The following is a 20,707-nucleotide window of genomic DNA, read 5'->3' as shown; positions in this document are numbered from 1 at the left end:
CGGGGCGGCCGGGCGGAGTCGTCGGAAGCGTTGCGGAACCGTCTCGATGCGGCAACAGCGGCAGGGGGTACGGCGGAACATCAGCTTCAGGACACGATGTCCTTACGGCTGAACCCCCGGAAGGCGAGGGCGAACAGAATCAGGGCATAGGTCACCGACACGGCCGAGCCCTTGAGCATCCCGCCCCATTCGAGATCCGGCTGGAGGGCGTCGGCCCAGGCGAACTGCCAGTGCGCCGGCAGGAACTCGCGCCAGGTCCCGAGCGCGGTCACGGCGTCCAGGACGTTGCCCACGATGGTCAGCCCGACCGCGCCGCCCACCGCGCCCAGCGGCGCGTCCGTCTTCGTCGACAGCCAGAACGCCAGGCCCGCGGTGACGAGCTGGGACAGGAAGACGAAGGCGACGACGAGCGCGAGGCGCGGCACGGTGTCCGAGGTGGTGAGCGCGCCCCCCGTGGGCAGCTTCAGCGGCCCCCAGCCGTACGCGGCGGCTCCCGCCGCCAGCGCGACGACCGGCAGCAGCACCATCGCGGCCAGGCTGAAGCCGAGGGCCACGACGAGCTTGCTCCACAGCAGCCTCGCTCGCGGGACGGGCGCCGCCAGCAGATAGCGCAGCGAGGACCAGCTCGCCTCGGAGGCGACGGTGTCGCCGCAGAAGAGGGCCACCGGCACCACGAGCAGGAAGCCCGCGGAGACGAACAGGCAGGTGGCGGCGAAGTTCGCCGCGGACTCCGTCGCGACGTCCATGAGGTTGATCCGCGAGCCGCCTCCGCCGCCCCCGTCGCCTCCGCCCGGGGTACCGCCGATCGCGAAGGCGATGATCAGGATGAACGGCAGGGCGGCCAGCACCCCGCCCATGAGCAGGGTGCGGCGCCTGCGCAGCTGCCTCATCGCCTCCACGCGCAGCGGGAGGGTGCGGCGGGCGTGGTAGCCGGGGGCCTCGGCCGGGGCCTGGATCTCTGGTGCGGAGCTCATGCGGATCCTTGGGAGATGAGGGTGAGGAAGGCGTCCTCCAGGCGGCGGTGCGGGCCGACGCCGGTCACCGGGACGTCCAGACGCACCAGTTCGGCCACGAGATGCGCCGCGTCGGTACCGTCGAGCCGGACCAGCAGCCCGTGGCCGTCGTCCACGCGGACGGCGGAGCCGATGCCCGGGAGGGCGGCCACCTTGTCCACGAGCGGTTCGGCGACCTCGGCCGCGGTGGTGACGAGCAGCATGTCGCCGGAGCCGGTGATCTCGGCGACCGGACCGGCCTGGACGAGACGGCCCCGGTCCATGACCACGAGGTGGGTGCAGGACTGCTCGACCTCCGACAGGAGGTGACTGGAGACGATCACGGTCCGGCCCCCGGCGGCGTACCGGATCATCACGTCCCGCATCTCGCGGATCTGGGGCGGGTCCAGGCCGTTGGTCGGTTCGTCGAGGATGAGCAGGTCCGGCATGCCGAGCATGGCCTGGGCAATGGCGAGGCGCTGGCGCATGCCCTGCGAGTAGGTGCGCACGGCGCGGGCCAGGGCGTCGCCGAGTCCGGCGATCTCCAGGGCCTCGTCGATGTGGGCGTCCTCGGCGGGCCGCCCGGTGGCCTGCCAGTAGAGCTCCAGGTTGGAGCGGCCGGAGAGGTGCGGCAGGAAGCCCGCGCCCTCGACGAAGGAACCGACCCGCGACAGGACGGGCGCCCCGGGCCGGATCGCGTGCCCGAAGACGCGGATCTCCCCGGCGTCGGGCGTGATCAGACCCATCAGCATGCGCAGGGTGGTGGTCTTGCCCGCCCCGTTGGGCCCCAGGAGGCCGAGCACCTGTCCCTTCTCGACACGGAAGCCGAGGTCGCGCACCGCGTACCGGTCCGCGGACCTGGCGTACTTCTTGGACAGGCCGGTGATCTGCAAGGGCACGCCGGCCAGCGCCGGGTCCGGCACGGGGGTCGCCGTGCGCCGCCGTGCGGTGAGCAGGACGGCTGCCGCGACGACGACGGCCGCTGCCGGGAGACCCCAGGTCCACCAGGGCAGGGCCGCCGCCGCGGTCCTCACCGCGGGTGCGGTGGGCACGGTGAGCGGCCCGTCGAGGGACACGGTGTAGGTGGCGGGCTCGGCGGGCGAGGCGTAGCCGAGGTCGGTCGCGGACAGGACGAGGCGGAGCCGGTGCCCGGCCTCGACCTCGTGGTCGACGGCGGGCAGGGTCAGCTTCACCGGCTTGCCCTGCTGCGCGGGGGTGATGCGGTACGGGGCGACGAGCTGGGAGGGCAGCACCTGCTGCGCCCCGTCCGGCGAGACGTCGTAGACCTTGCCGAACAGCACCGCGTCGCCCTGGTCCGCCTTCACGTTCACCCGGACCGTGGGCGACCCGGTGACGTGGACCGGGCTGTCCAGCGGGGCGGACTGGAAGCGTGCGTACTGCCCGGGGAAGTCGACCGAGAGCCCGACACCGAGCGAGGACAGCTGGGAGAGACCGCCGCCGACGCCGGGGACGGCGGAGATGGACGGCGGGTTGGCCCCGGCGGGGTTGTGGAAGGTCTGGGTGTCACCGCCCGCGGGGGTGTCCTGCCCGCCCTGCGGGGCCGCGCCCTGTCCCCCGGCCGTGGCGGGCGGCTGCCCGCCACCGGTCAGGGTGATCTTCCGGCCACCGCTGCCGAGGCCGGGGTAGGTGGCGCTGGCGGCACCGCGTTTCAGGGCCTGGCCGTCGGTGGAGTCGACGCCGCCGGTCCGGGTGACACGGAATCCGGGCCCGGTGTCGACGCCCTCGTCCTTCTTCAGGTACCTGTCGAACCAGTCGCCGATCCGGGCCTGGACGCGGTCGCCCTCGTCGTCCCCTCCGTCGTGCCCGCCGGCGATCCAGTCGACGGAGACGGGCGCGCCGTTGGCCTTGACGGCCTTGGCCATGGCGTCGGCCTGGCCGAGCGGGAAGAGCGAGTCGCTCTGGCCCTGGAGGATGAGCGCGGGCACGTCGATCGCGTCGGCCACCGCGGCGGGGGAACGTTCCTCCAGGAGCGCACGCGCTGCGGCGTCCGGCTTGCCGCTGACGGCGACCCTCTCGTACATCTCGCAGAGCTGCTTCTGGAACCTCTCGCAGCCGCCACCGGAGGTGACGAAGATCCCGGCCCAGAGCTTCTTGAACACCCCGTCGGGGAAGAGCGCGTCGGCGAGGTTCCAGTAGCTGATGACCGGGGCGACGGCGTCCACCCGGTCGTCGTGGCCGGCGGCCAGCAGCGACACGGCGCCGCCGTACGAGGCACCGGTGACCCCGACCCGCGGGTCACCCTTCGCGTCGAGCTCGACCTCCGGGCGGTCCGCCAGCCAGTCGATGAGCCCGGACACGTCCTTGACCTCGCCGTCGGGGGCGTTGAGCGTGATCTCCCCGGTCGTCCTCCCGAATCCGCGGGCGGACCAGGTCAGGACGGCGTAACCGTCGGCGGCGAGCTTCTCGGCCTGGGCGCGTACGTCATCCTTGCTGCCGCCGAAGCCGTGGCCGATGAGCACGGCGGGCCGGCGCTGCGCGCCCCCGGACGTGAAGTACGAGGTGTCGACCGACACCCCGTTCATCTTCATCATCCGGTCGTGCCGTTCGACGGTCGGCGCGCTGTCGTCGGCGACGGCGGTCCAGGTCCCCGCGCCCACGAGCACGGCGAGGGCGGCGACGACCGCGGCCCACCGGCCTGGGGTACGGGGCGGCCGGTGCCGCCACCGGGAAGTCGGTTTCTCCATGACTCGACCCTAGACGGAGCGGTCGGCGGACCTGGGTGCCCCCGGGGGGAGGTGCGCGGTATCCCTGGGAGGTACGGCGGCCACCCGCCGTACTCCGTATGCGGTATGCCTCCGGCACGAAAGGCCTCATGCATGGACATCCGGATCCGCCCGGCCACCAGCACGGCGGAGCTGCTCGCCGCCGCACACCTCTACGACACCTCGCCCCGCCCCGAGTGGGCCGCCCGCTTCCTGGCGGCGGACGGGCATCTGATGCTGATCGCGCACAGCGGGGACACCCCGGTGGGCTTCGTCTCGGGCATCGAGATGCTGCACCCGGACAAGGGCACGGAGATGTGCCTGTACGAGCTCTCCGTCGACGAGCGGTACCGCCGCCGGGGCGTCGGTCGTGCGCTCACCGAGGCCCTGGCCGCCGAGGCCCGGGAACGCGGCTGTTACGGCCTGTGGGTGGGCACGGAGCGTGACAACGAGGCAGCGCTCGCCACCTACCGCTCGGCGGGCGCGGCGGACGACGGGGTGTTCGCCATGCTGGCCTGGGACCTCGGTTCCGGCTCCTGAATCCTGGGGAGGGGCGGGGCCGCCCGGCATCCCCCGGCGCCCGGGGTCAGCCGAGGCCGCCGTTGCTGTGGAGCAGCTGGCCGTTGATCCATCCGCCCTCCGCCGAGCAGAGGAACGTGACCAGGTTCGCGCAGTCCTGCGGCGTGCCGAGCCGCCCCAGGGGCGTCCAGCCGGCCATGTCCGTCTTCTGCTCGGCGGTCATCCACCCGGTGTCGGTCGGACCGGGGTTGACGGCGTTGCAGGTGACGCCGAGCTGGGCCAGCTCACGGGCGGCGGCCAGCGTGATCCGGTCCATCGCCCCCTTGCTCGCCCCGTAGGGCAGGTTGCCGGCGGTGTGGTCGCTGGTCAGGCTCACGATCCGGCCGCTCCCGTGCGGCCCACGGAACCGCAGGCCGTAGGCGCGGATCAGGAGCCAGGTCGCCCGGGCGTTGACCGCGAAGTGCCGGTCGAAGCTCTCCACGGTGGTGTCCAGGAGGCCGGAGTCGACCGACTCGCAGTGGCAGAGCACCAGCGCGGTGACGTCGCCCAGGGCGCGCTCCACCTTCTCGAAGAGCTGCGCGGGCACGTCCGGGTCGCTCAGGTCCGCCTCGACGGCGAACGTCCTCGCGCCGAGGGAGCCCGCCGCCCTCTCCAGCTCCGCCGGCGCGCCGGGCTCCGCGCCCCACACCATCCGCGCGTCGTACGGCGTCCAGTAGGTGAAGGCCACGTCCCATCCGGACCGGGCCAGGTCCAGCACCACGGAGGCGGCGATCCCCGCCGAGCGCCCCGCGCCCGTGACGAGCGCCAGCGGCCGGCTCCCTTCGCTCATCAGGATGCCTTCACCGGCAAGGGCGCCCGGAGGCCCGGGAGCGGCTGCTCCTCGGGGAGCAGGGCCGCCGCCCGTCCGGACTCGCCCGCCCGCAGGAGACCGTGGATCTCGTGGGCGAGCGGTGTGACGTCGGTGACGGAGACCAGCCACTCGTCCGCGTAGCGCCGCGCGGCCTCGCCGCTCAACCCGAGCTGGAGCGACCGGTGCGGGAGTGGAGCGAGGTGGAGATCGCGTTCGGGGTCCCACTGCACCCGGGCGGGGCTGTGGCGCAGACTGCGCTGCCAGGTGGCCCGGTCGGGGTGCACTCCCCGCACGTAGTGCGAGAGTGCGGCGTTCTCCAGGGCCCAGCCGAAGCCCTCGCGGGTGATCTCGACGGCGAGCACGGTCTCCTGCCCCTCCTTCGTGCCCCAGCCGCAGCGGTACATCATCCACAGGAAGCTCGGCTTGATCCAGGTCATGCGGTCGCGCTTCCAGGCGGGTGGGAAGCGCCCGTCCCGGGCGGCGGGCAGCCCGATCGAGGGCCGGTAGGCCTGGTAGACGGTGACGGTGGATCGGGTGTGCCGGGCACGGATCTCGTAACGGGGCGGGCTCGTCGGGTCGTTCATGCGCTCCAGGATGCGGGGCCCCGCCCGTCGCGGCACCTGGTTTTCGCCGCGCGGCACCACCTCGGCGGTCCGGGTGCGGCGACGGCTCCTCCCTCGCGCTCCTCGCGCCGGGAAGGAGCCGTGGACCGGCTGCCGGAACCGCCCCGTCAGCGGGTGCCGAGCAGGGCGCGCCAGGTCTCGGGGCCGATGACACCGTCGACCTGGAGGCTGTGGTTCCTCTGGAAGGCGACGGTCGCCGCCTTCGTCCTCGCGCCGAACGCCCCGTCGACCACGAGGCCGTGGCCGTAGACGTTGAGCTGTGTCTGCGCCGCCTTCACCGCCTGGCCGGACGAGCCGGACCGCACCGTCCTGATCAGCTTGGACCACGTCTTCGGGCCGACGACGCCGTCGGCGACGAGGGACCGGGACCTCTGGAAGGCGATCACGGCGGAGCGGGTCTTCGGGCCGAAGACCCCGTCGGCCTCCAGCGCGTGGCCCCCCGCGGTCAGCAGCCGCTGGGCGGACCGTACGTCCGCACCCCGGGAACCGCTCGTGAGCACGGGCCACGAGACGCTCGGGGAGGGAAGCTGCCCGCCGCCGCCACCGCCCAGTTTGACCGGCCGGAAGGGGTCGTAGTTGTCGCTGCCGATCCCGTACCTGAGCTGACGGTGGGTCGTGCCGTACGTACCGCGCTGTTCGTACGCCCAGTAGGCACTGTGCGAGGCGTTGGCCCACTTCTCGAAGATCACCACGTGGCGGAAGTCCCCGTCGGTGGTGCTGTGGTCGATCAGCAGGTCGCCCTTGCGCAGCTGACTCACGCTGCTGAGCCGCTTGGTGACGCCGTTTCGCGCGTCGGCCAGCCCGACGGTGTTCAGGCCGGGCTTGCCCAGGCCGAGCGTCATGGAGACGTAGCCGGAGCAGTCCTGGCGATAGCCGTCCTTCCAGTAGCGCTCCATGCTGTACGGGACCGGGCCGCCGTTGTTCGCCGTGAGCCAGGTACGGGCCCGGTTGATCATCGTGTCGGGTGAGAGCGTGGCCGTGGACAGGGCCGACAGCGCGCTGACCTGGGTGACGTGTGTGCCGCCGGCCGCCGGCCCGGGTTTCTGGCCGGCGGCCTGCCGGGCCGCGACCGCCACCGGCTCCGAGGAGCCGCCCCCGGCGAACGAGGACCCGACGGCGATTGCTACCGCGACTCCGGCTGCGGTGATTCCCAAGAGTCCGGCCTGAGTGCGGCGGGTGAGCCGGCTGCGAGGTGACATGATTCCCCTTCCCCCGTATTCCTTTGCCGTTACAGATCGGTCCGAGCGGACCGCCGTGCACGAAAGGTGTGCCGTCCATCGGGGGCCGACTTCGCCCCGGACGGGACATGACGATGGCGAACTCTGCCGCCGCTGCCCGGCGACGTACCGACATCGCATCAGGCAGTGACGTGACCTTGACAATATCTGGGGGCCGCCGTCGATCTCGTCACAGCCGCAACAAGCTGCAGACGGCTCGCATGTCCTGCGGCCGTCTGCCATGGAGTCCGGGGAGAAGAGGGGGCTAGGGGCGCCGCCGCGGTACGGGGCGCAGCGTCGACCAGCGGGCGAGGACGGCGCGGCGCAGGTCCCCCGCGAAGGTGCGGAGGTGCCGCAGGTCCCCGTCGCCGGAGGTCGTCCCTGCCACCACCCCCAGCCGGTGGAGGAGGCGTTGGCGGGCGGTCGCCGTACCCCAGGCCCAGTCCTCGTCCGGGATGCGGGCGAGATGGTCGGTGCCGTCGCGATGGGCGCGCTGGACCAGGGCGTCGCCCCGGATCAGCCAGCCCGCGCACGCGTCGGCGAGACCGCCCTCGGCGAGCACGGTGCCGGTCCTCTCGTGCCAGGCGGCGCGGTAGGCGGCCTCCGCCCGCTCCAGGAGGGGGCCGGATGCCCTCGTGACGCACCAGCAGGTCGGGAATCCGATGCGGAGGTAGGCGAGTTCCGTCAGGCCGCTGCCGAGGGACGCCTGCTCGAAGTCGATGAACCTCACGCCGTCCGGGGTGTGCAGGTCGTTGCCGGGGCACGGGTCGCCGTGGAGCAGCGCGGTCCCTTCCGCCCGGCCGAGGCGTTCCACGAGGGCGTGGAGCTCGCCGCGCACTCCGGGACCCCCGTCCACTCCCAGGGCCCCCGCCAGGGCGAGGAACGAACTCACGTCGGCGGCGGTCGGGCCCTGCCACCGGGGCAGGGCCCCGGCGTCCTGCGGGCCGGCGGTGCTGTGCAGTCCGGCGAGGGCGGTCGCCCAGCCGACGATCCAGTCGCCGGCCGGGCGCCGGTGGTCGAGGTGTTCGAGGACGAGGACCCGCTCGGCGGGGTCGGTCCCGAGGAGGGCGGGCACGACCGGCGAGCCGGGTGCCCGGCCGGCGATGCGCAGGGCGGCCACCTCCCGTGCGTACCGTTCGTCGGCCTCGGGGGCTTCCACCAGTTGTTTCAGCACCGCCGGGCGCCCGGCCAGTTCGACGCGCCAGACCCGTGAGCGGGGGCTGCTCTCCAGGAGGGACGGGCGTGAGGGCGGGCCCAGCCGGGCCGTGAGCGCCGCGCCGAACGGAAGGTGCGAGGCCGTCTCCATGCGGCCAGTGTTCCACTCCGGGCCCCGGCGCCCCGCCTCTTTCGGGAGGACGGGGCGCCGGAGGCGGGTCAGTGGTTGCGGGGGAAGCCGAGGTCCACGCCCGCGGGGGCGTCGGCCGGGTCGGGCCAGCGGGTGGTGACGACCTTGCCCCGGGTGTAGAAGTGCACGCCGTCGTTGCCGTAGATGTGGTGGTCGCCGAAGAGGGAGTCCTTCCAGCCACCGAAGGAGTGGTAGCCCACCGGGACCGGGATCGGGACGTTGACGCCCACCATGCCGGCCTCGATCTCCAGCTGGAAGCGCCGGGCGGCGCCGCCGTCACGCGTGAAGATCGCGGTGCCGTTGCCGAAGGGCGACGCGTTCATGAGGGCGACGCCGTCCTCGTAGGTGGCGACGCGCAGGACGCAGAGGACCGGCCCGAAGATCTCGTCGCGGTAGGCGTCGGAGTCGGTCGAGACGTTGTCGAGGAGGGACAGGCCGATCCAGTGGCCGTCCTCGAAGCCCTCGACCGTGTGACCGGTGCCGTCGAGGACGACGTCGGCACCCTGCGCCGCCGCCCCGGTGACGTAGGAGGCGACCTTGTCGCGGTGGGCGGCGGTGATCAGCGGGCCCATCTCGGAGGTGGGGTCCGTGCCGGGGCCGATCTTGATCTTCTCGGCGCGCTCGCGGATCTTGGCCACCAGCTCGTCCGCGACGGAACTCACCGCGACGACCGCCGAGATGGCCATGCAGCGCTCACCGGCGGAGCCGTACGCGGCGGAGACCGCGGCGTCGGCCGCCGCGTCCAGGTCCGCGTCCGGGAGGACCAGCATGTGGTTCTTCGCGCCGCCGAGCGCCTGGACGCGCTTGCCGTTCGCGGAGGCGGTGGCGTGGATGTACCGGGCGATCGGGGTCGAGCCGACGAAGGAGACCGCCGCCACGTCGGGGTGGGCGAGGAGCCCGTCCACGGCGACCTTGTCACCGTGCAGGACGTTCAGCACACCGTCGGGCAGGCCCGCCTCGGCGGCGAGCTCGGCCAGCAGGTTCGCGGCCGACGGGTCCTTCTCGCTCGGCTTCAGGACGAAGGTGTTCCCGCAGGCGACGGCCAGCGGGAACATCCACATCGGCACCATGGCCGGGAAGTTGAACGGCGTGATGCCCGCGACGACGCCGAGCGGCTGACGGATCGAGGAGACGTCGACCCGGCTGGAGACCTCGGTGGACAGCTCGCCCTTGAGCTGCGTGGTGATGCCGCAGGCCAGCTCGACGATCTCCAGGCCGCGGGCCACCTCGCCCAGCGCGTCGGAGTGCACCTTGCCGTGCTCGGCGGTGATGAGCGCGGCGATCTCGTCGCGGTGGGCGTCGAGCAGCGCCCGGTAGCGGAAGAGGACGGCGGTACGGGCGGAGAGGGAGGAGGTGCCCCAGGTCTCGTAGGCGGCCTTGGCGGCGGCGACCGCGGCGTCGACCTCCTCGGTGGAGGCGAGGGCGACCTGGGTCGTGACGGCGCCGGTCGCGGGGTCGGTGACCGGACCGTAGTTGCCCGACGTGCCCTCGACGGTCTTGCCACCGATCCAGTGGTTGACGGTCTTCATGAACGGGGTCTCCTTCACAGGTGGCGGCGTCGGGCTGCGATCTGCCGGTCGTACTCTTTCCTGGCCTCGACCGCCGAAGGGCGGGTCGCGGTTTCGGCTACGGGAACATCCCACCACGCCTGCGCCGGGGGAGGCCCCGACACTGTGTCTGCCGTTTCGGTCTCGACGTAGACACAAGTGGGACGGTCGGCGGCGCGCGCCTCGGCGAGGGCCCCGCGCAGCTCCGCCACCGACCCGGCGCGCAGCACCCGCATGCCGAGCGAGGCCGCGTTGGCGGCGAGGTCGACGGGAAGGGGCTCACCGGTGAACGCCCCGTCCGCGCCGCGGTGCCGGTAGGCGGTGCCGAACCGCTCGGCACCGACCGACTCGGAGAGCCCGCCGATCGACGCGTACCCGTGGTTCTGCAGGATGACGAGCTTCACGGGGAGCCCTTCCTGCACGGCGGTGACGATCTCGGTGGGGTTCATCAGGTACGTGCCGTCCCCGACCAGCGCCCAGACCGGCCGGTCCGGTGCCGCGAGCTGGACTCCGAGGGCGGCGGGGATCTCGTAACCCATGCAGGAGTACCCGTATTCGACGTGGTACTGACGCGGGGAGCGGGCCCGCCACAGCTTGTGGAGGTCACCGGGGAGGGAGCCCGCCGCGTTGATCAGGATGTCGTCCTCGGTGACGAGCTCGTCGAGCAGTCCGAGCACCTGGGCCTGGGTGGGGCGGGCGTCGGGGTCCGTGGTCGCGAAGGCCGCGTCGACGCGCTGCTCCCAGCGGCCCTTGGCCTCGGTGTACTCGCTCTCGTACGCGGCGTCGACGCGGTGTCCTCGGGCGGCGAGAGCCTCACCGAGCGCTTCGAGGGCGGTGCGGGCGTCCGCGACGAGGGGCAGCGCGGCGAGCTTGTGGGCGTCGAAGCCGGTGATGTTGAGGTTGAGGAAGCGGACGGCCGGGTCGGCGAAGAGGGTGCCGGAGGCGGTCGTGAAGTCGGTGTAGCGGGTGCCGATCCCGATGACCAGGTCGGCCTCACGGGCCAGCGCGTCGGCGGTGGCGGTGCCGGTGTGGCCGATGCCTCCGACGTCCGCGGGATGGTCGTGCCGCAGGGAGCCCTTGCCGGCCTGGGTGGAGGCGACGGGGATACGGGTGGAGGCCGCGAACGCGGCGAGGGCCTCCTCGGCGGCGCTGTGGTGGACCCCGCCGCCCGCGACGATCAGCGGCCGGCGGGCGGTGCGCACGGCGCGGACGGCCTGTTCGAGCTCGTACGCGTCGGGCGCCTGCCTGCGTACGTGCCAGACGCGCGTCGCGAAGAACTCCGCCGGCCAGTCGTACGCCTCGGCCTGCACGTCCTGCGGCAGGGCGAGCGTGACGGCCCCGGTGGCGGCCGGGTCGGCGAGTGTGCGCATGGCCTGGAGGGCGGCCGGGATCAGGGCCTCGGGCCGGGTGATCCGGTCGAAGTACCGGGAGACGGGGCGCAGACAGTCGTTGACCGACACGTCGCCCGTGTGCGGCACTTCGAGCTGCTGGAGCACGGGGTCGGCGGGGCGGGTCGCGAAGGTGTCGCCGGGCAGGAGCAGCACCGGGAGGTGGTTGACGGTGGCGAGGGCGGCCCCGGTGACGAGGTTGGTGGCCCCGGGTCCGATCGACGTGGTGACGGCGTGTGCGGAGAGCCGCCCGGACTGGCGTGCGTATCCGACGGCGGCGTGCACCATGGCCTGCTCGCTGCGGCCCTGGAGGTAGGGCATCGCGGGGCCGGACTCGACGAGCGCCTGGCCGATGCCCGCGACGTTGCCGTGGCCGAAGATGCCCCAGGTGGCGTCGATCAGGCGGTGCCGCCTGCCGTCGCGCTCGGTGTACTGACGGGCGAGGAAGGCGATCAGCGCCTGGGCGGTGGTGAGCCTGCGGGTGCTGGAGCGGGGCGCGGTCATCGGGAGGTCTCCGGGTCGTACAGCGGGAGCCGTGGATCGACGGGCTGGGTGGGCCAGGTGTCGCGGATCCAGCGGTGGCCGGGGTGGTCGCGGATCAGCCACTCGCGCTGCTCCCCCGGGCCCGCCATGACGTTGAGGTAGTACAGGGTGCGGCCGGGCGGGGCGATGGACGGGCCGTGCCAGCCGTCCGGGACGAGGACGGCGTCGCCGGAGGCGACCTCGGCGAGGACGTCCGTGCCACCGGGGCGGGAGGGCGACACCCGGTGGTAGCCGAGACCGTCGCCCTCGACCTCGAAGTAGTAGATCTCCTCGAGCACGGACTCGGTGCCGGGGTGGTGCTCGTCGTGCTTGTGCGGCGGGTAGGAGGACCAGTTGCCCCCGGGGGTGAGGACCTCCACGGCGATCAGGCGGTCGCAGTCGAAGGTGCCGGCCGCGGCGAAGTTGTTGACCTGCCGCGAGCAGCCGCCCGCGCCGCGGAGTTCGACCGGTACCTCCGGCGCGGGGCCGTAGCGAGCGGGGAGTCGTCGCTCGCACTTCGCTCCTGCCAGGGCGAAGCGGCCTCCTGCGCCGGAGGCGATCTGGACGCGGGCGTCACGTGGGACGTAGGCGAAGTCGGTCACCGCGCTGAACACGTTCTTCCTGCCCAGCAGTTCAAAGATCTCACCTGCTGCCCGCACCGTACAGCCGCCGGACAACGGCAGAACGATCCATTCGCTCTCCCCGGTGACGAGCGTGTGAACACCACCTGGCTCGAGCTCCAGCACACGCAGGCTCGACCGCTCCCAGCCGGCCCGCTCCGGGTCGATGTCGAGGGCGTACGGCTCACGCGCCGCGTGGCCCGCCCGCAGATGGTGGCGCTGCTGCGCGTCGGGGATCGTCATGACTCCATCCCTACCCGTCGTCCCGGCCGTTCACAGAAGTCCTACGGCCGTGTCGACCGCGCCCGCCACGTTCCCGTCGGCGGGGTACAGCAGCGACCGCCCGACGACCAGTCCTTGCACGGTCGGCAGCCGCAGCGCGCCACGCCATCTCTCGTACGCCTCGTCCGGATTGCCCGTGACCTCGCCGCCGAGCAGGACGGCGGGGAGCGTGGAGGTGCGCATCACCCGGTCCATGGCGTCGGGGTCGTCGGTGACGGGGACCTTGAGCCAGGTGTACGCGGACGTGCCGCCCAGCCCCGAGGCGATGGCGATGGAGGTGGTGACGGCGGCGGCGCTCAGATCGGTGCGGAGTCCGTCGCGGGTGCGGTGGCAGAGGAACGGCTCGATGAAGACGGGCAGTCGACGGGCGGCCATCTCGTCCACCGCGCGGGCGGCGGTGTGCAGGGTGTCCAGGGAGCCGGGGTCGTCGTGGTCGATCCTCAGCAGGAGCTTCCCGGCGTCGAAGCCGTGGCGGGCCAGGTCGGCGGGGCGGTGGCCGGTGAAGCGGTCGTCGAGCTCGAACGCGGCGCCGGCGAGCCCGCCGCGGTTCATGGAACCGAGGACGACCTTGCCGTCGAGCGCACCGAGGAGGAGCAGGTCCTCCAGGACGTCGGCCCCGGCCAGCACCCCGTCGACGCCGGGCCGGGACAGGGCGAGGCAGAGGCGCTCCAGCAGGTCGAAGCGGTCGGCCATGGCGAGCTCGTCGTCGCCGACGGCGAGGGCTCCGCGGGCGGGGTGGTCCGCCGCGATGATCATCAGGCGTCCGGTGGGGCCGATGAGGGGGCGTCTGCCACGGACGGCGGCTGCCTCGGCCACGGCTTCGGGGTGCCGGGCACGGATCCGGACCAGATCGGCGAGTCCGGCGGCGGCAGGCGGGGTCACGGGGCGGCTCCCGTGGCACTCGTGGGTCCGTTGCGGTGTGAGGGCCCGTTGCGGTGTGAGGGGTCTACGGGGTGTGTGGGGGCTACGGGATGTGCGGGTCCGGCGGCGCTGGTGTGCCCGCCGGTGCGCGTGGGTTCCTCGGCGCTCGCGCGTCCGGCCGTGCCGGCCGGTCGTGGGCTGCTCGTGGGGTCCGCAGGGCCGGGGGCGACCTTGCCCTCGGCCAGGGCGTGCTCGACCTCGTGCGGGAACGGCATCGCGGACGAACAGGCGAGGCGGGAGGCGACGATGGCTCCGGCCGCGTTGGCGTAGCGCATGACGCGTTCGGTGTCCCAGCCGGCGAGGAGACCGTGGCACAGGGCTCCGCCGAACGCGTCCCCCGCGCCCAGGCCGTTGACGACGTCGACGGGCAGCGGCGGGATCTCGACGGTGGTGCCGTCGCGGTGGGCCGCCAGGACACCGGCCGGTCCCTGTTTGACGACGGCGAGTTCGACCCCGGCGGCGAGCAGGGCGTGGGCGGCCCTGTGCGGTTCGCGTTCCCCGGTGGCGATCGCGCACTCGTCGAGATTGCCGACGGCGACCGTGGCATGGGCGAGTGCCTCGCGGTAGCGGGCGGGGGCGACCGGGCTGTGGTCCCCGCCGTCCCAGAACATGGGGCGCCAGTCGAGGTCGAAGACGGTGATGCCCCCGCGCCCTCCGGGCACGTGCCGTTCTCCCGGTGCGTCCCCGGTGCCCCGCGCGTCCGCCATGGAGGTACGGGCCCGGAGCGCTGTGAGGGTCGCGGAGAAGCTGGGCTCGGCGCACAGGCCCGTGCCGGTCATCCAGAAGACCCGGGCGTCCCGTACGGCGTCCAGGTCCACGTCCTCACCGTGGATCTCCAGATCGGGCGCCTTGGGCAGGCGGTAGAAGTAGAGGGGGAAGTCGTCCGGCGGGAAGATCTCGCAGAAGGTGACGGGGGTGGGGAGGCCCGCCACGGCGCTCACCCAGCGGTCGTCCACCCCGAACTCCCCGAGCGCCTGGTGGAGGTAGTCGCCGAAGGGGTCCTGGCCCGTCCGGGTGATCACAGCGGTACGCCGGCCGAGTCGGGCCGCGGCCACCGCGACGTTGGAGGGTGAGCCGCCGAGGAACTTCCCGAAGGCCTCGACCCGGGCCAGCGGTACACCGGTCTGCAGCGGGTAGAGGTCCACACCGATCCGCCCCATGGTGATCACGTCGTACGGCTCGGGCATACGCATCCCTTCGACCCGGTGACCCGAACCGGCGGTCCGGCCCGGCAGTTCGTCCTGCGTCTCGTCCCCGCGCACCGTCCCCGTCCGGCTGCTGCCCTTCGGCCCGGAGGCCGGTGCCGGCTCTCCCGGGCCGGCGGTCGGGAAGGCGGCACGCCGTGCGGGCCGGTCCCGGGAGGCGGCCGGGGCCGGGGCGGTCGCTCCCAGGTCTAGCCCTCACCAACAAGCGTGTCAACACTTTGTCCGGACATTCGGACGAACCCTTGACACTCCCTTCCGAGGCTTGGAGGGTGGGCGATATGACCTCCTCCGTACCTTCTCCGGCCCGTATCCGCATCGGCTCGGCACCCGATTCGTGGGGAGTGTGGTTCCCCGAGGATCCGCGGCAGGTGCCGTGGGAGCGATTCCTCGACGAGGTCTCCGAGGCGGGCTACGAATGGATCGAGCTCGGGCCGTACGGCTATCTGCCCACAGATCCCGCCCGGCTCGCGGACGAGACGGCCCGCCGCGGCCTCGGGGTGTCCGCGGGCACCGTCTTCACCGGATTGCACCACGGTCCGCAGGTCTGGGACCGGACCTGGGAGCATGTCGCGGGCATCGCGGCACTCACCCGGGCGATGGGCGCCGGACACCTGGTGGTCATCCCGTCGTTCTGGCGGGACGACAAGACGGGTGAGGTGCTGGAGGACCGCACCCTCACCGCCGCCCAGTGGCGTGACCTCACCACCCAGACGGAACGGCTGGCCCGTGAGGTGGGGGAACGGTACGGGCTGCGGATCGTGGTGCACCCGCACGCCGACACCCACATCGACAGCGAGGAGAACGTCAACCGCTTCCTCGACGCCACGGACCCCGATCTGGTCTCGCTCTGTCTCGACACCGGTCACTACGCCTACTGCGGCGGGGACAGCGTGAAGCTCATCCGGACCTACGGGGGGCGGATCGGCTATCTCCACCTCAAGCAGGTCGACCCGGTGATCCTCGCCGATGTGGTGAAGAACGAGGTGCCGTTCGGCCCGGCCGTCGCGCGTGGGGTGATGTGCGAACCGCCGGGCGGCGTGCCCGCGCTGGAGCCCGTGCTGGACGCGGCGCGTGCCCTGGGCACCGATCTCTTCGCCATCGTCGAGCAGGACATGTACCCCTGCCCACCGGACAAGCCGTTTCCGATCGCCAGGCGCACCCGCGAGTTCCTCCGGATCTGCGGGCCCGCACGCCCGTCGTCCTGATCGCCCCGCCGCCGCCCCTGCCCCCGCCGTCCCCCTTCCTTCTGTCTCCCGTATGTCCGCGTTCAGCAGGTCTTGTGTCACGAGCTCGCGACACCCCCTGCCCAGGTAGCGGAACGGCTCGTTCACCCAGAGGGTGCACGCAGGGAGAAAGGTGGCAGTCATGGCGGACGGAACGCTCTGGTCGTACAAGGACATCGCCGCGCACATCCAGGTCCAGCCGGACACCGTCCGGTCCTACCGCAAGCACGGGCTGCTGCCACCGCCTGACGAGGTCCGGCACGGCAAGCCCTACTGGTACGTGGACACCGTGCTGGCGTGGATCGCGGCGCGGCCCAGCAACCGGAAGCGGTGAGAGAGGGCGGCGCCCCGGCCCGCCCCTGCTCAGCCGGCCTCCTCCGTGGGGTCGATGATGGTCACACCGGCTCCGAGGGCCGTACCCATCGCGGCCAGCGCCGCCGGAGCGGCGTCCAGGGTGATGGTGGACGTCACCAGCAGATCGGGGCGCAGGGTGCCGGCCAGGACCATGTCCATCATGGGCGGGTAGTCGTGGGCGGCCATGCCGTGACTGCCCAGGATCCGCAGCTCCAGCCCGATCACCCGGGACATGGGCACGACCGGGTCCCCGGCCGCCGAGGGGAGCAGGCCGACCTGGACATGGCGGCCCTGCCTGCGCAGGCTCCGCACCGACGCGGCGCAGGTGAGCGGGGAGCCCAGGGCGTCGAGGGACAGATGGGCACCGCCGCCGGTCAGTTCGCGCACGGCCTCGTCCGCGCCGGCCGGATGCGCGGAGGCGTCCACGCACTCCGCGGCTCCGAACGCCCGCGCCAGCTCCAGGGCGTGCGGCGAGACGTCGACCGCGACGACCCGGGCCCCGCACGCCACCGCGATCATCACGGCCGACAGACCGACCCCGCCGCAGCCGTGCACGGCGACCCATTCCCCGGGCGCCACCCTGCCCTGGCCGACCACGGCCCGGAACGCGGTGGCGAACCGGCACCCGAGTCCCGCGGCGGTGGCGAACGACAGCCCTTCGGGCACTGCGACGAGATTGACGTCGGCCTGTTCCAGCGCGACGTACTCGGCGAAGGACCCCCAGTGCGTGAACCCCGGCTGGGTCTGCCGCTCACAGACCTGCTGGGCCCCGGCCGCGCAGGCGGCACACCGGCCGCAGGCACAGACGAAGGGCACGGTGACGCGGTCGCCCGGACGCCAGTTCCGCACCCCGGCACCCACCTCCTGGACCACACCGGCGAGTTCGTGCCCGGGCACGTGCGGCAGGACGATGTCCGGGTCGTGGCCCGCCCAGCCGTGCCAGTCGCTGCGGCACAGCCCCGTGGCCGCGACCCGCACCACCACTCCCCCGGCCGGGGGCTCCGGGTCCGGAAGCTCCCGGACGCGTGCCTCCTGCCCGAACTCCTCGAACACCACTGCCCGCATGGGCCCCGCCTCCCGTGTCCCGGCTCACGCCGTCCAGCTCCTGGATGCGGCGAATCTACGCTCCCGCCGTGATCTTGTCCCGCTCCCGGCCACCCGCTCCGTCCGCCTCATCGGCGATCCGGTCAGCGGCCCGGGCGGGCTCCCCCTCGCTCAGGCCGAACCGCCGGTGGAAGGCGCGCACGGGCGCGGGCGCCCACCAGGTGACGCGGCCCATCAGCTTCATCACGGCCGGCACGAGCAGACTGCGCACCACCATCGCGTCCATCAGCACGGCCAGCGCGATCCCGAGCCCGAGCATCTTGGTGTTGGTCACGCGGGAGGTCCCGATGGCGACCATCACCACGGCGAGGATGACGGCGGCGGCGGTGATCAGCCCACCGGTACGGCGCAGCCCGTACGTCACGGAGTGCTCGTGGTCGCCCGTGCGGTCGTACTCCTCCTTGATCCTGGAGATCAGGAACACGCCGTAGTCCATGGAGAGGCCGAAGGCGACGCAGAACATCAGCACGGGCAGGGTCGTCTCTATGTCACCTGTGCTGGTGAAGGAGAGGAGCCCGGACAGATTCCCGTCCTGGAAGACCCACACCACCGCCCCGAACATCGCGGTCAGGCTGAGGGCGTTGAGCACGACCGCCTGGAGCGGTATCAGGACGCTGCCGGTCAGCAGGAAGACCAGCAGCAGGGTCACGACGACGATGATCCCCACCGCCCAGGGCAACCGGTCGGCTATGGCGTCCTTGGAGTCGACCAGGACGGCTGCCGCGCCGGTCACCGAGGTGTCGAAGGGGGCGCTCTCCGCCCGGAGATCGCGGACCAGGTCCTGCGCGCCCTGGCCGACGGACTCCCCCTCGGGCAGCACGTCGTAGTACGCGAACCCGTCACCCGGGACGGGCCCCTCGACCCGCTCCACTCCGGGCAGCCCCGCGATCCTGTCGCGGAAGTCGGCGTACTGGGCGGGGCTCGCCTTTCCTTCGGCGAGCACTTCGAGTCCGCCGCCCGGGCTCCCGGGGAAACCGTCCCGTATGTGGTCCTGAACGATGCGGGACTCGGCCGTGGCAGGCAGCTGGCGGTCGTCCGCCGTGCCGAACTTCACCCCCAGGAAGGGGAGCCCCAGCAGCACCAGCGCGACGGTGGTCAGGAGGGCGAAGACCGGCGCCCGGCGCATCACGAGCACCGAGAACCGGGCCCACCGCCTGCCCGGGTCCCCGGCGGCGCCCGGCAGCCTTCCACGGCGGTGCAGCAGCCGGCGCAGGTCCAGGGAGTTGACGCGTGGCCCGAGCAGCATCAGCGCGGCCGGCAGCAGGATCAGGGCAGCGGCGGCGGCCAGGAGCACCACGGCGATGCCTGCGTAGGCGAAGGAGCGCAGGAAGTACTGCGGGAAGACCATCATCGCGGCCAGCGAGACCGCCACCGTCAGGGCGGAGAAGAGCACGGTGCGCCCCGCCGTGCGCAGGGTGATGCCGATCGCCGCCCGGGGGTCCGCCCCGGCGGCCAGCTCTTCGCGGAAGCGGCGCACGATGAACAGGGCGTAGTCGATGGCGAGTCCGAGCCCCAGGGCCGTGGTGAGGTTCTGGGCGAAGACCGAGACGTCGGTGAACTCCGTGATGCCGCGCAGCACCGCGTTGGTACCGAGGATCGCGACGATGCCGACACCGAGGGGCAACAGGGCGGCCACAGCGCTGCCGAAGACCACGACCAGCAGCACCAGTGTCACCGGCAGCGCGATGAGCTCGGCGCGCAGGAGGTCGTCCTGGATGGTGGTCTGCATCTCGTGCCGCACGGCGAGGGGGCCGCCCACGGAGACCTCCACCGGGCCGCGTGTGCCCCTGTAGGCCGGAGCGATCCGGTCGAGGACCTCTCCTGCGGCCTTCTCGTCTCCCGCTATCCGGGCGGCCACTATCGCCTCGCCCCCGTCCTCGGAGCGCAGGGCGGGGGACTTCGTCTGCCAGTACGAACCGACGCCCCCGACTCCCGGCTCGGCCGACAGCCGCTCGGTGATCCGGGCGGCTTCGGCGGCCACCGCCGGATCGTCCACGGAGGCGGTGCGGCTGCCGATCAGCAGGAGCAGGTTGGGCTGGGAGGCGGGGAACTCCTTCTCCAGGACCTGCGTCGTGTAGGTCGACTCGGCGTGGGGGGCCTCCCAGCCGCCGCTGCTCATCCGGTCGGCCACCCCGCTGCCCGCGAACACGGCGAATGCCGTGATCACCAGAGCTGTCAGCAGTGCGAGCCGTGGCCGGGCGGTGACGAGACGGGTCCAGCTCCCGAGGCGCTCCGGGCTGTTGGCTTCGGGCATGGTGCGGTGTCCCCTTCACCGGGACCCGGGCAGCGCAAGGCAGCATGGGTCGGTCGTTGCCACGTACACTGGCAAACACGAGTCCTCGCTCGTGTTTTGCAAGAATGCGAGCAGCCGCTCGTATATGTCAACCGCGTCTGTGAGAGCTGGGGATAACCGTGCCGGAGGCCAGAGCCGGAGAAGCCGCCGAGCCCGCCCGCGGGGAGCGGAAGAGCCCGGGCGAGCGGACGGATGGGGCGGGCGCGCCCGAGGGACCCAGCCCCGCCGCCACGGCGGGCCAGGGCGCCGGCGGGGACCCGGGCGCCGGAGCCGGCCGACCGCGCCGCCGTCAGGCGCGGGGCGAAGCCCGTATCGCCCAGCTGCTCGACGCCGCCGCGGACGTCTTCAGCGCGAGCGGCTACAACGGCGCCAGCACCAACGCCATCGCCCGCGAGGCGGGCGTCTCGCCGGGCACGCTCTACCAGTTCTTCCCCAACAAGGAGGCGATCGCCGTCGAGCTGGGCGACCAGCTCATGCACCGCTGGCGGGAGACCTACGGCGCCGCGTTCGTCGTCAGCCACCTGGAACTGCCGCTCGACCGGCTGCTGGACGCCGTCCTCGACCCGCTGATCGCCTTCAACTGCGAGAACCCGGCTTTCGCCGTCCTCACCCACGGCTCCGGGATCCCCGGCGTGATCAGCCGGGAGCACGACGCCCTGCACGCCACGATGCTCAGCCGGACCGAACAGCTCCTGGCCGCCTACCTGCCGGAGGTCCCGGCGGACCGGATCGCGCGCATCGCCGCGATGTCCTTCGTCCTCTTCCAGGCCGGACTCGACCTGGTGATGTCCCACGAGGGGGCGGAGCGGGACGCGTACGTCACCGAGCTGAAGGCCGTGATGTACCGCTACCTCGAACCTCTGGCCTGTGACAGGCCCGACACGGGAGCACAGGCCGCCAAAGATACCCCCTAGGGGTATAGTGGACGGTACGGGGCGGGAGCACCGGGCTTCCCGGCGCCCTTCCCGTGCCACATCCG

At 72.8% G+C, this 20,707-nt stretch carries 17 protein-coding genes; 4 read left to right on the top strand and 13 right to left on the bottom strand.

What is annotated here, in order from left to right:
• Window positions 1-86 precede the first annotated feature (86 nt).
• On the bottom strand, window positions 87-974 hold the full coding sequence (locus tag ACFY8O_RS08215; protein WP_387900026.1) for an ABC transporter permease: 888 nt from the start codon (window positions 972-974) through the stop codon (window positions 87-89).
• Window positions 971-3,697, bottom strand: a complete 2,727-nt coding sequence (locus ACFY8O_RS08210; protein WP_387900024.1) for an alpha/beta fold hydrolase — start codon at window positions 3,695-3,697, stop codon at window positions 971-973. Before ACFY8O_RS08210 ends, ACFY8O_RS08215 begins: the two co-directional genes overlap by 4 nt.
• A gap of 138 nt (window positions 3,698-3,835) precedes the next feature.
• Here ACFY8O_RS08210 and ACFY8O_RS08205 point away from each other — a divergent pair, with 138 nt between their 5' ends.
• Complete coding sequence (locus tag ACFY8O_RS08205; protein WP_387901051.1) at window positions 3,836-4,255, top strand: GNAT family N-acetyltransferase; 420 nt, start codon at window positions 3,836-3,838, stop codon at window positions 4,253-4,255.
• Window positions 4,256-4,301: 46 nt separating this feature from the next.
• On the opposite strand, the gene ACFY8O_RS08200 is transcribed toward ACFY8O_RS08205, so the two are convergent.
• The 9 genes from ACFY8O_RS08200 to ACFY8O_RS08160 all read right to left on the bottom strand — a co-directional run bounded on the left by ACFY8O_RS08200 (window position 4,302) and on the right by ACFY8O_RS08160 (window position 14,736).
• A complete protein-coding gene (locus ACFY8O_RS08200) occupies window positions 4,302-5,063 on the bottom strand; it encodes an SDR family oxidoreductase (RefSeq protein ID WP_387900022.1) in 762 nt (253 codons plus the stop codon).
• Complete coding sequence (locus ACFY8O_RS08195) at window positions 5,063-5,668, bottom strand: DUF4291 domain-containing protein (protein ID WP_167526113.1); 606 nt, start codon at window positions 5,666-5,668, stop codon at window positions 5,063-5,065. The genes ACFY8O_RS08200 and ACFY8O_RS08195 overlap by 1 nt, the downstream gene beginning before the upstream one ends.
• A gap of 146 nt (window positions 5,669-5,814) precedes the next feature.
• Window positions 5,815-6,906: a peptidoglycan-binding domain-containing protein gene (locus tag ACFY8O_RS08190; RefSeq protein WP_387900020.1), complete on the bottom strand. Its 1,092-nt coding sequence runs from the start codon at window positions 6,904-6,906 to the stop codon at window positions 5,815-5,817.
• Between the two features lie 283 nt (window positions 6,907-7,189).
• On the bottom strand, window positions 7,190-8,230 hold the full coding sequence (locus ACFY8O_RS08185; protein WP_387900018.1) for an aminoglycoside phosphotransferase family protein: 1,041 nt from the start codon (window positions 8,228-8,230) through the stop codon (window positions 7,190-7,192).
• 68 nt (window positions 8,231-8,298) lie between these two features.
• Window positions 8,299-9,798 (bottom strand): CoA-acylating methylmalonate-semialdehyde dehydrogenase, encoded by a 1,500-nt coding sequence (gene mmsA / locus ACFY8O_RS08180; RefSeq protein ID WP_145801452.1) that lies wholly within the window; start codon window positions 9,796-9,798, stop codon window positions 8,299-8,301.
• Between the two features lie 14 nt (window positions 9,799-9,812).
• Window positions 9,813-11,708: a 3D-(3,5/4)-trihydroxycyclohexane-1,2-dione acylhydrolase (decyclizing) gene (gene iolD / locus ACFY8O_RS08175; protein ID WP_387900016.1), complete on the bottom strand. Its 1,896-nt coding sequence runs from the start codon at window positions 11,706-11,708 to the stop codon at window positions 9,813-9,815.
• Window positions 11,705-12,589: a 5-deoxy-glucuronate isomerase gene (gene iolB, locus ACFY8O_RS08170; RefSeq protein ID WP_387900014.1), complete on the bottom strand. Its 885-nt coding sequence runs from the start codon at window positions 12,587-12,589 to the stop codon at window positions 11,705-11,707. The genes iolD and iolB overlap by 4 nt, the downstream gene beginning before the upstream one ends.
• A gap of 30 nt (window positions 12,590-12,619) precedes the next feature.
• Entirely contained in the window at window positions 12,620-13,510 is an 891-nt protein-coding gene (locus ACFY8O_RS08165; protein WP_387900012.1) for a Cgl0159 family (beta/alpha)8-fold protein, read from the bottom strand.
• Complete coding sequence (locus tag ACFY8O_RS08160; RefSeq protein WP_387900010.1) at window positions 13,507-14,736, bottom strand: 5-dehydro-2-deoxygluconokinase; 1,230 nt, start codon at window positions 14,734-14,736, stop codon at window positions 13,507-13,509. Before ACFY8O_RS08160 ends, ACFY8O_RS08165 begins: the two co-directional genes overlap by 4 nt.
• A gap of 296 nt (window positions 14,737-15,032) precedes the next feature.
• Between ACFY8O_RS08160 and ACFY8O_RS08155 the strand changes: the two genes are divergently transcribed.
• Both ACFY8O_RS08155 and ACFY8O_RS08150 read left to right on the top strand, forming a co-directional pair.
• A complete protein-coding gene (locus ACFY8O_RS08155) occupies window positions 15,033-15,959 on the top strand; it encodes a sugar phosphate isomerase/epimerase family protein (protein WP_387900009.1) in 927 nt (308 codons plus the stop codon).
• Between the two features lie 160 nt (window positions 15,960-16,119).
• The gene (locus ACFY8O_RS08150; protein WP_145801446.1) at window positions 16,120-16,311 is read left to right on the top strand and encodes a helix-turn-helix transcriptional regulator; all 192 of its coding nucleotides are present in this window, start codon (window positions 16,120-16,122) and stop codon (window positions 16,309-16,311) included.
• A gap of 29 nt (window positions 16,312-16,340) precedes the next feature.
• Here ACFY8O_RS08150 and ACFY8O_RS08145 read toward each other — a convergent pair whose 3' ends face one another.
• The gene (locus tag ACFY8O_RS08145) at window positions 16,341-17,396 is read right to left on the bottom strand and encodes a zinc-dependent alcohol dehydrogenase family protein (RefSeq protein WP_387900007.1); all 1,056 of its coding nucleotides are present in this window, start codon (window positions 17,394-17,396) and stop codon (window positions 16,341-16,343) included.
• A 55-nt stretch (window positions 17,397-17,451) separates the two neighbouring features.
• On the bottom strand, window positions 17,452-19,689 hold the full coding sequence (locus ACFY8O_RS08140) for an MMPL family transporter (protein ID WP_387900005.1): 2,238 nt from the start codon (window positions 19,687-19,689) through the stop codon (window positions 17,452-17,454).
• Between the two features lie 152 nt (window positions 19,690-19,841).
• Here ACFY8O_RS08140 and ACFY8O_RS08135 point away from each other — a divergent pair, with 152 nt between their 5' ends.
• Window positions 19,842-20,642 carry a TetR/AcrR family transcriptional regulator gene (locus ACFY8O_RS08135; RefSeq protein ID WP_387901049.1) on the top strand — a complete coding sequence of 267 codons (801 nt, stop codon included), beginning with the start codon at window positions 19,842-19,844 and terminating at the stop codon, window positions 20,640-20,642.
• Window positions 20,643-20,707: the final 65 nt, after the last annotated feature.

Origin of the sequence: Streptomyces argenteolus, assembly GCF_042902585.1 — a bacterium.
In the GTDB taxonomy this organism is placed as follows: domain Bacteria; phylum Actinomycetota; class Actinomycetes; order Streptomycetales; family Streptomycetaceae; genus Streptomyces; species Streptomyces argenteolus.
This window is presented reverse-complemented; position numbering and strand designations above follow the sequence as displayed.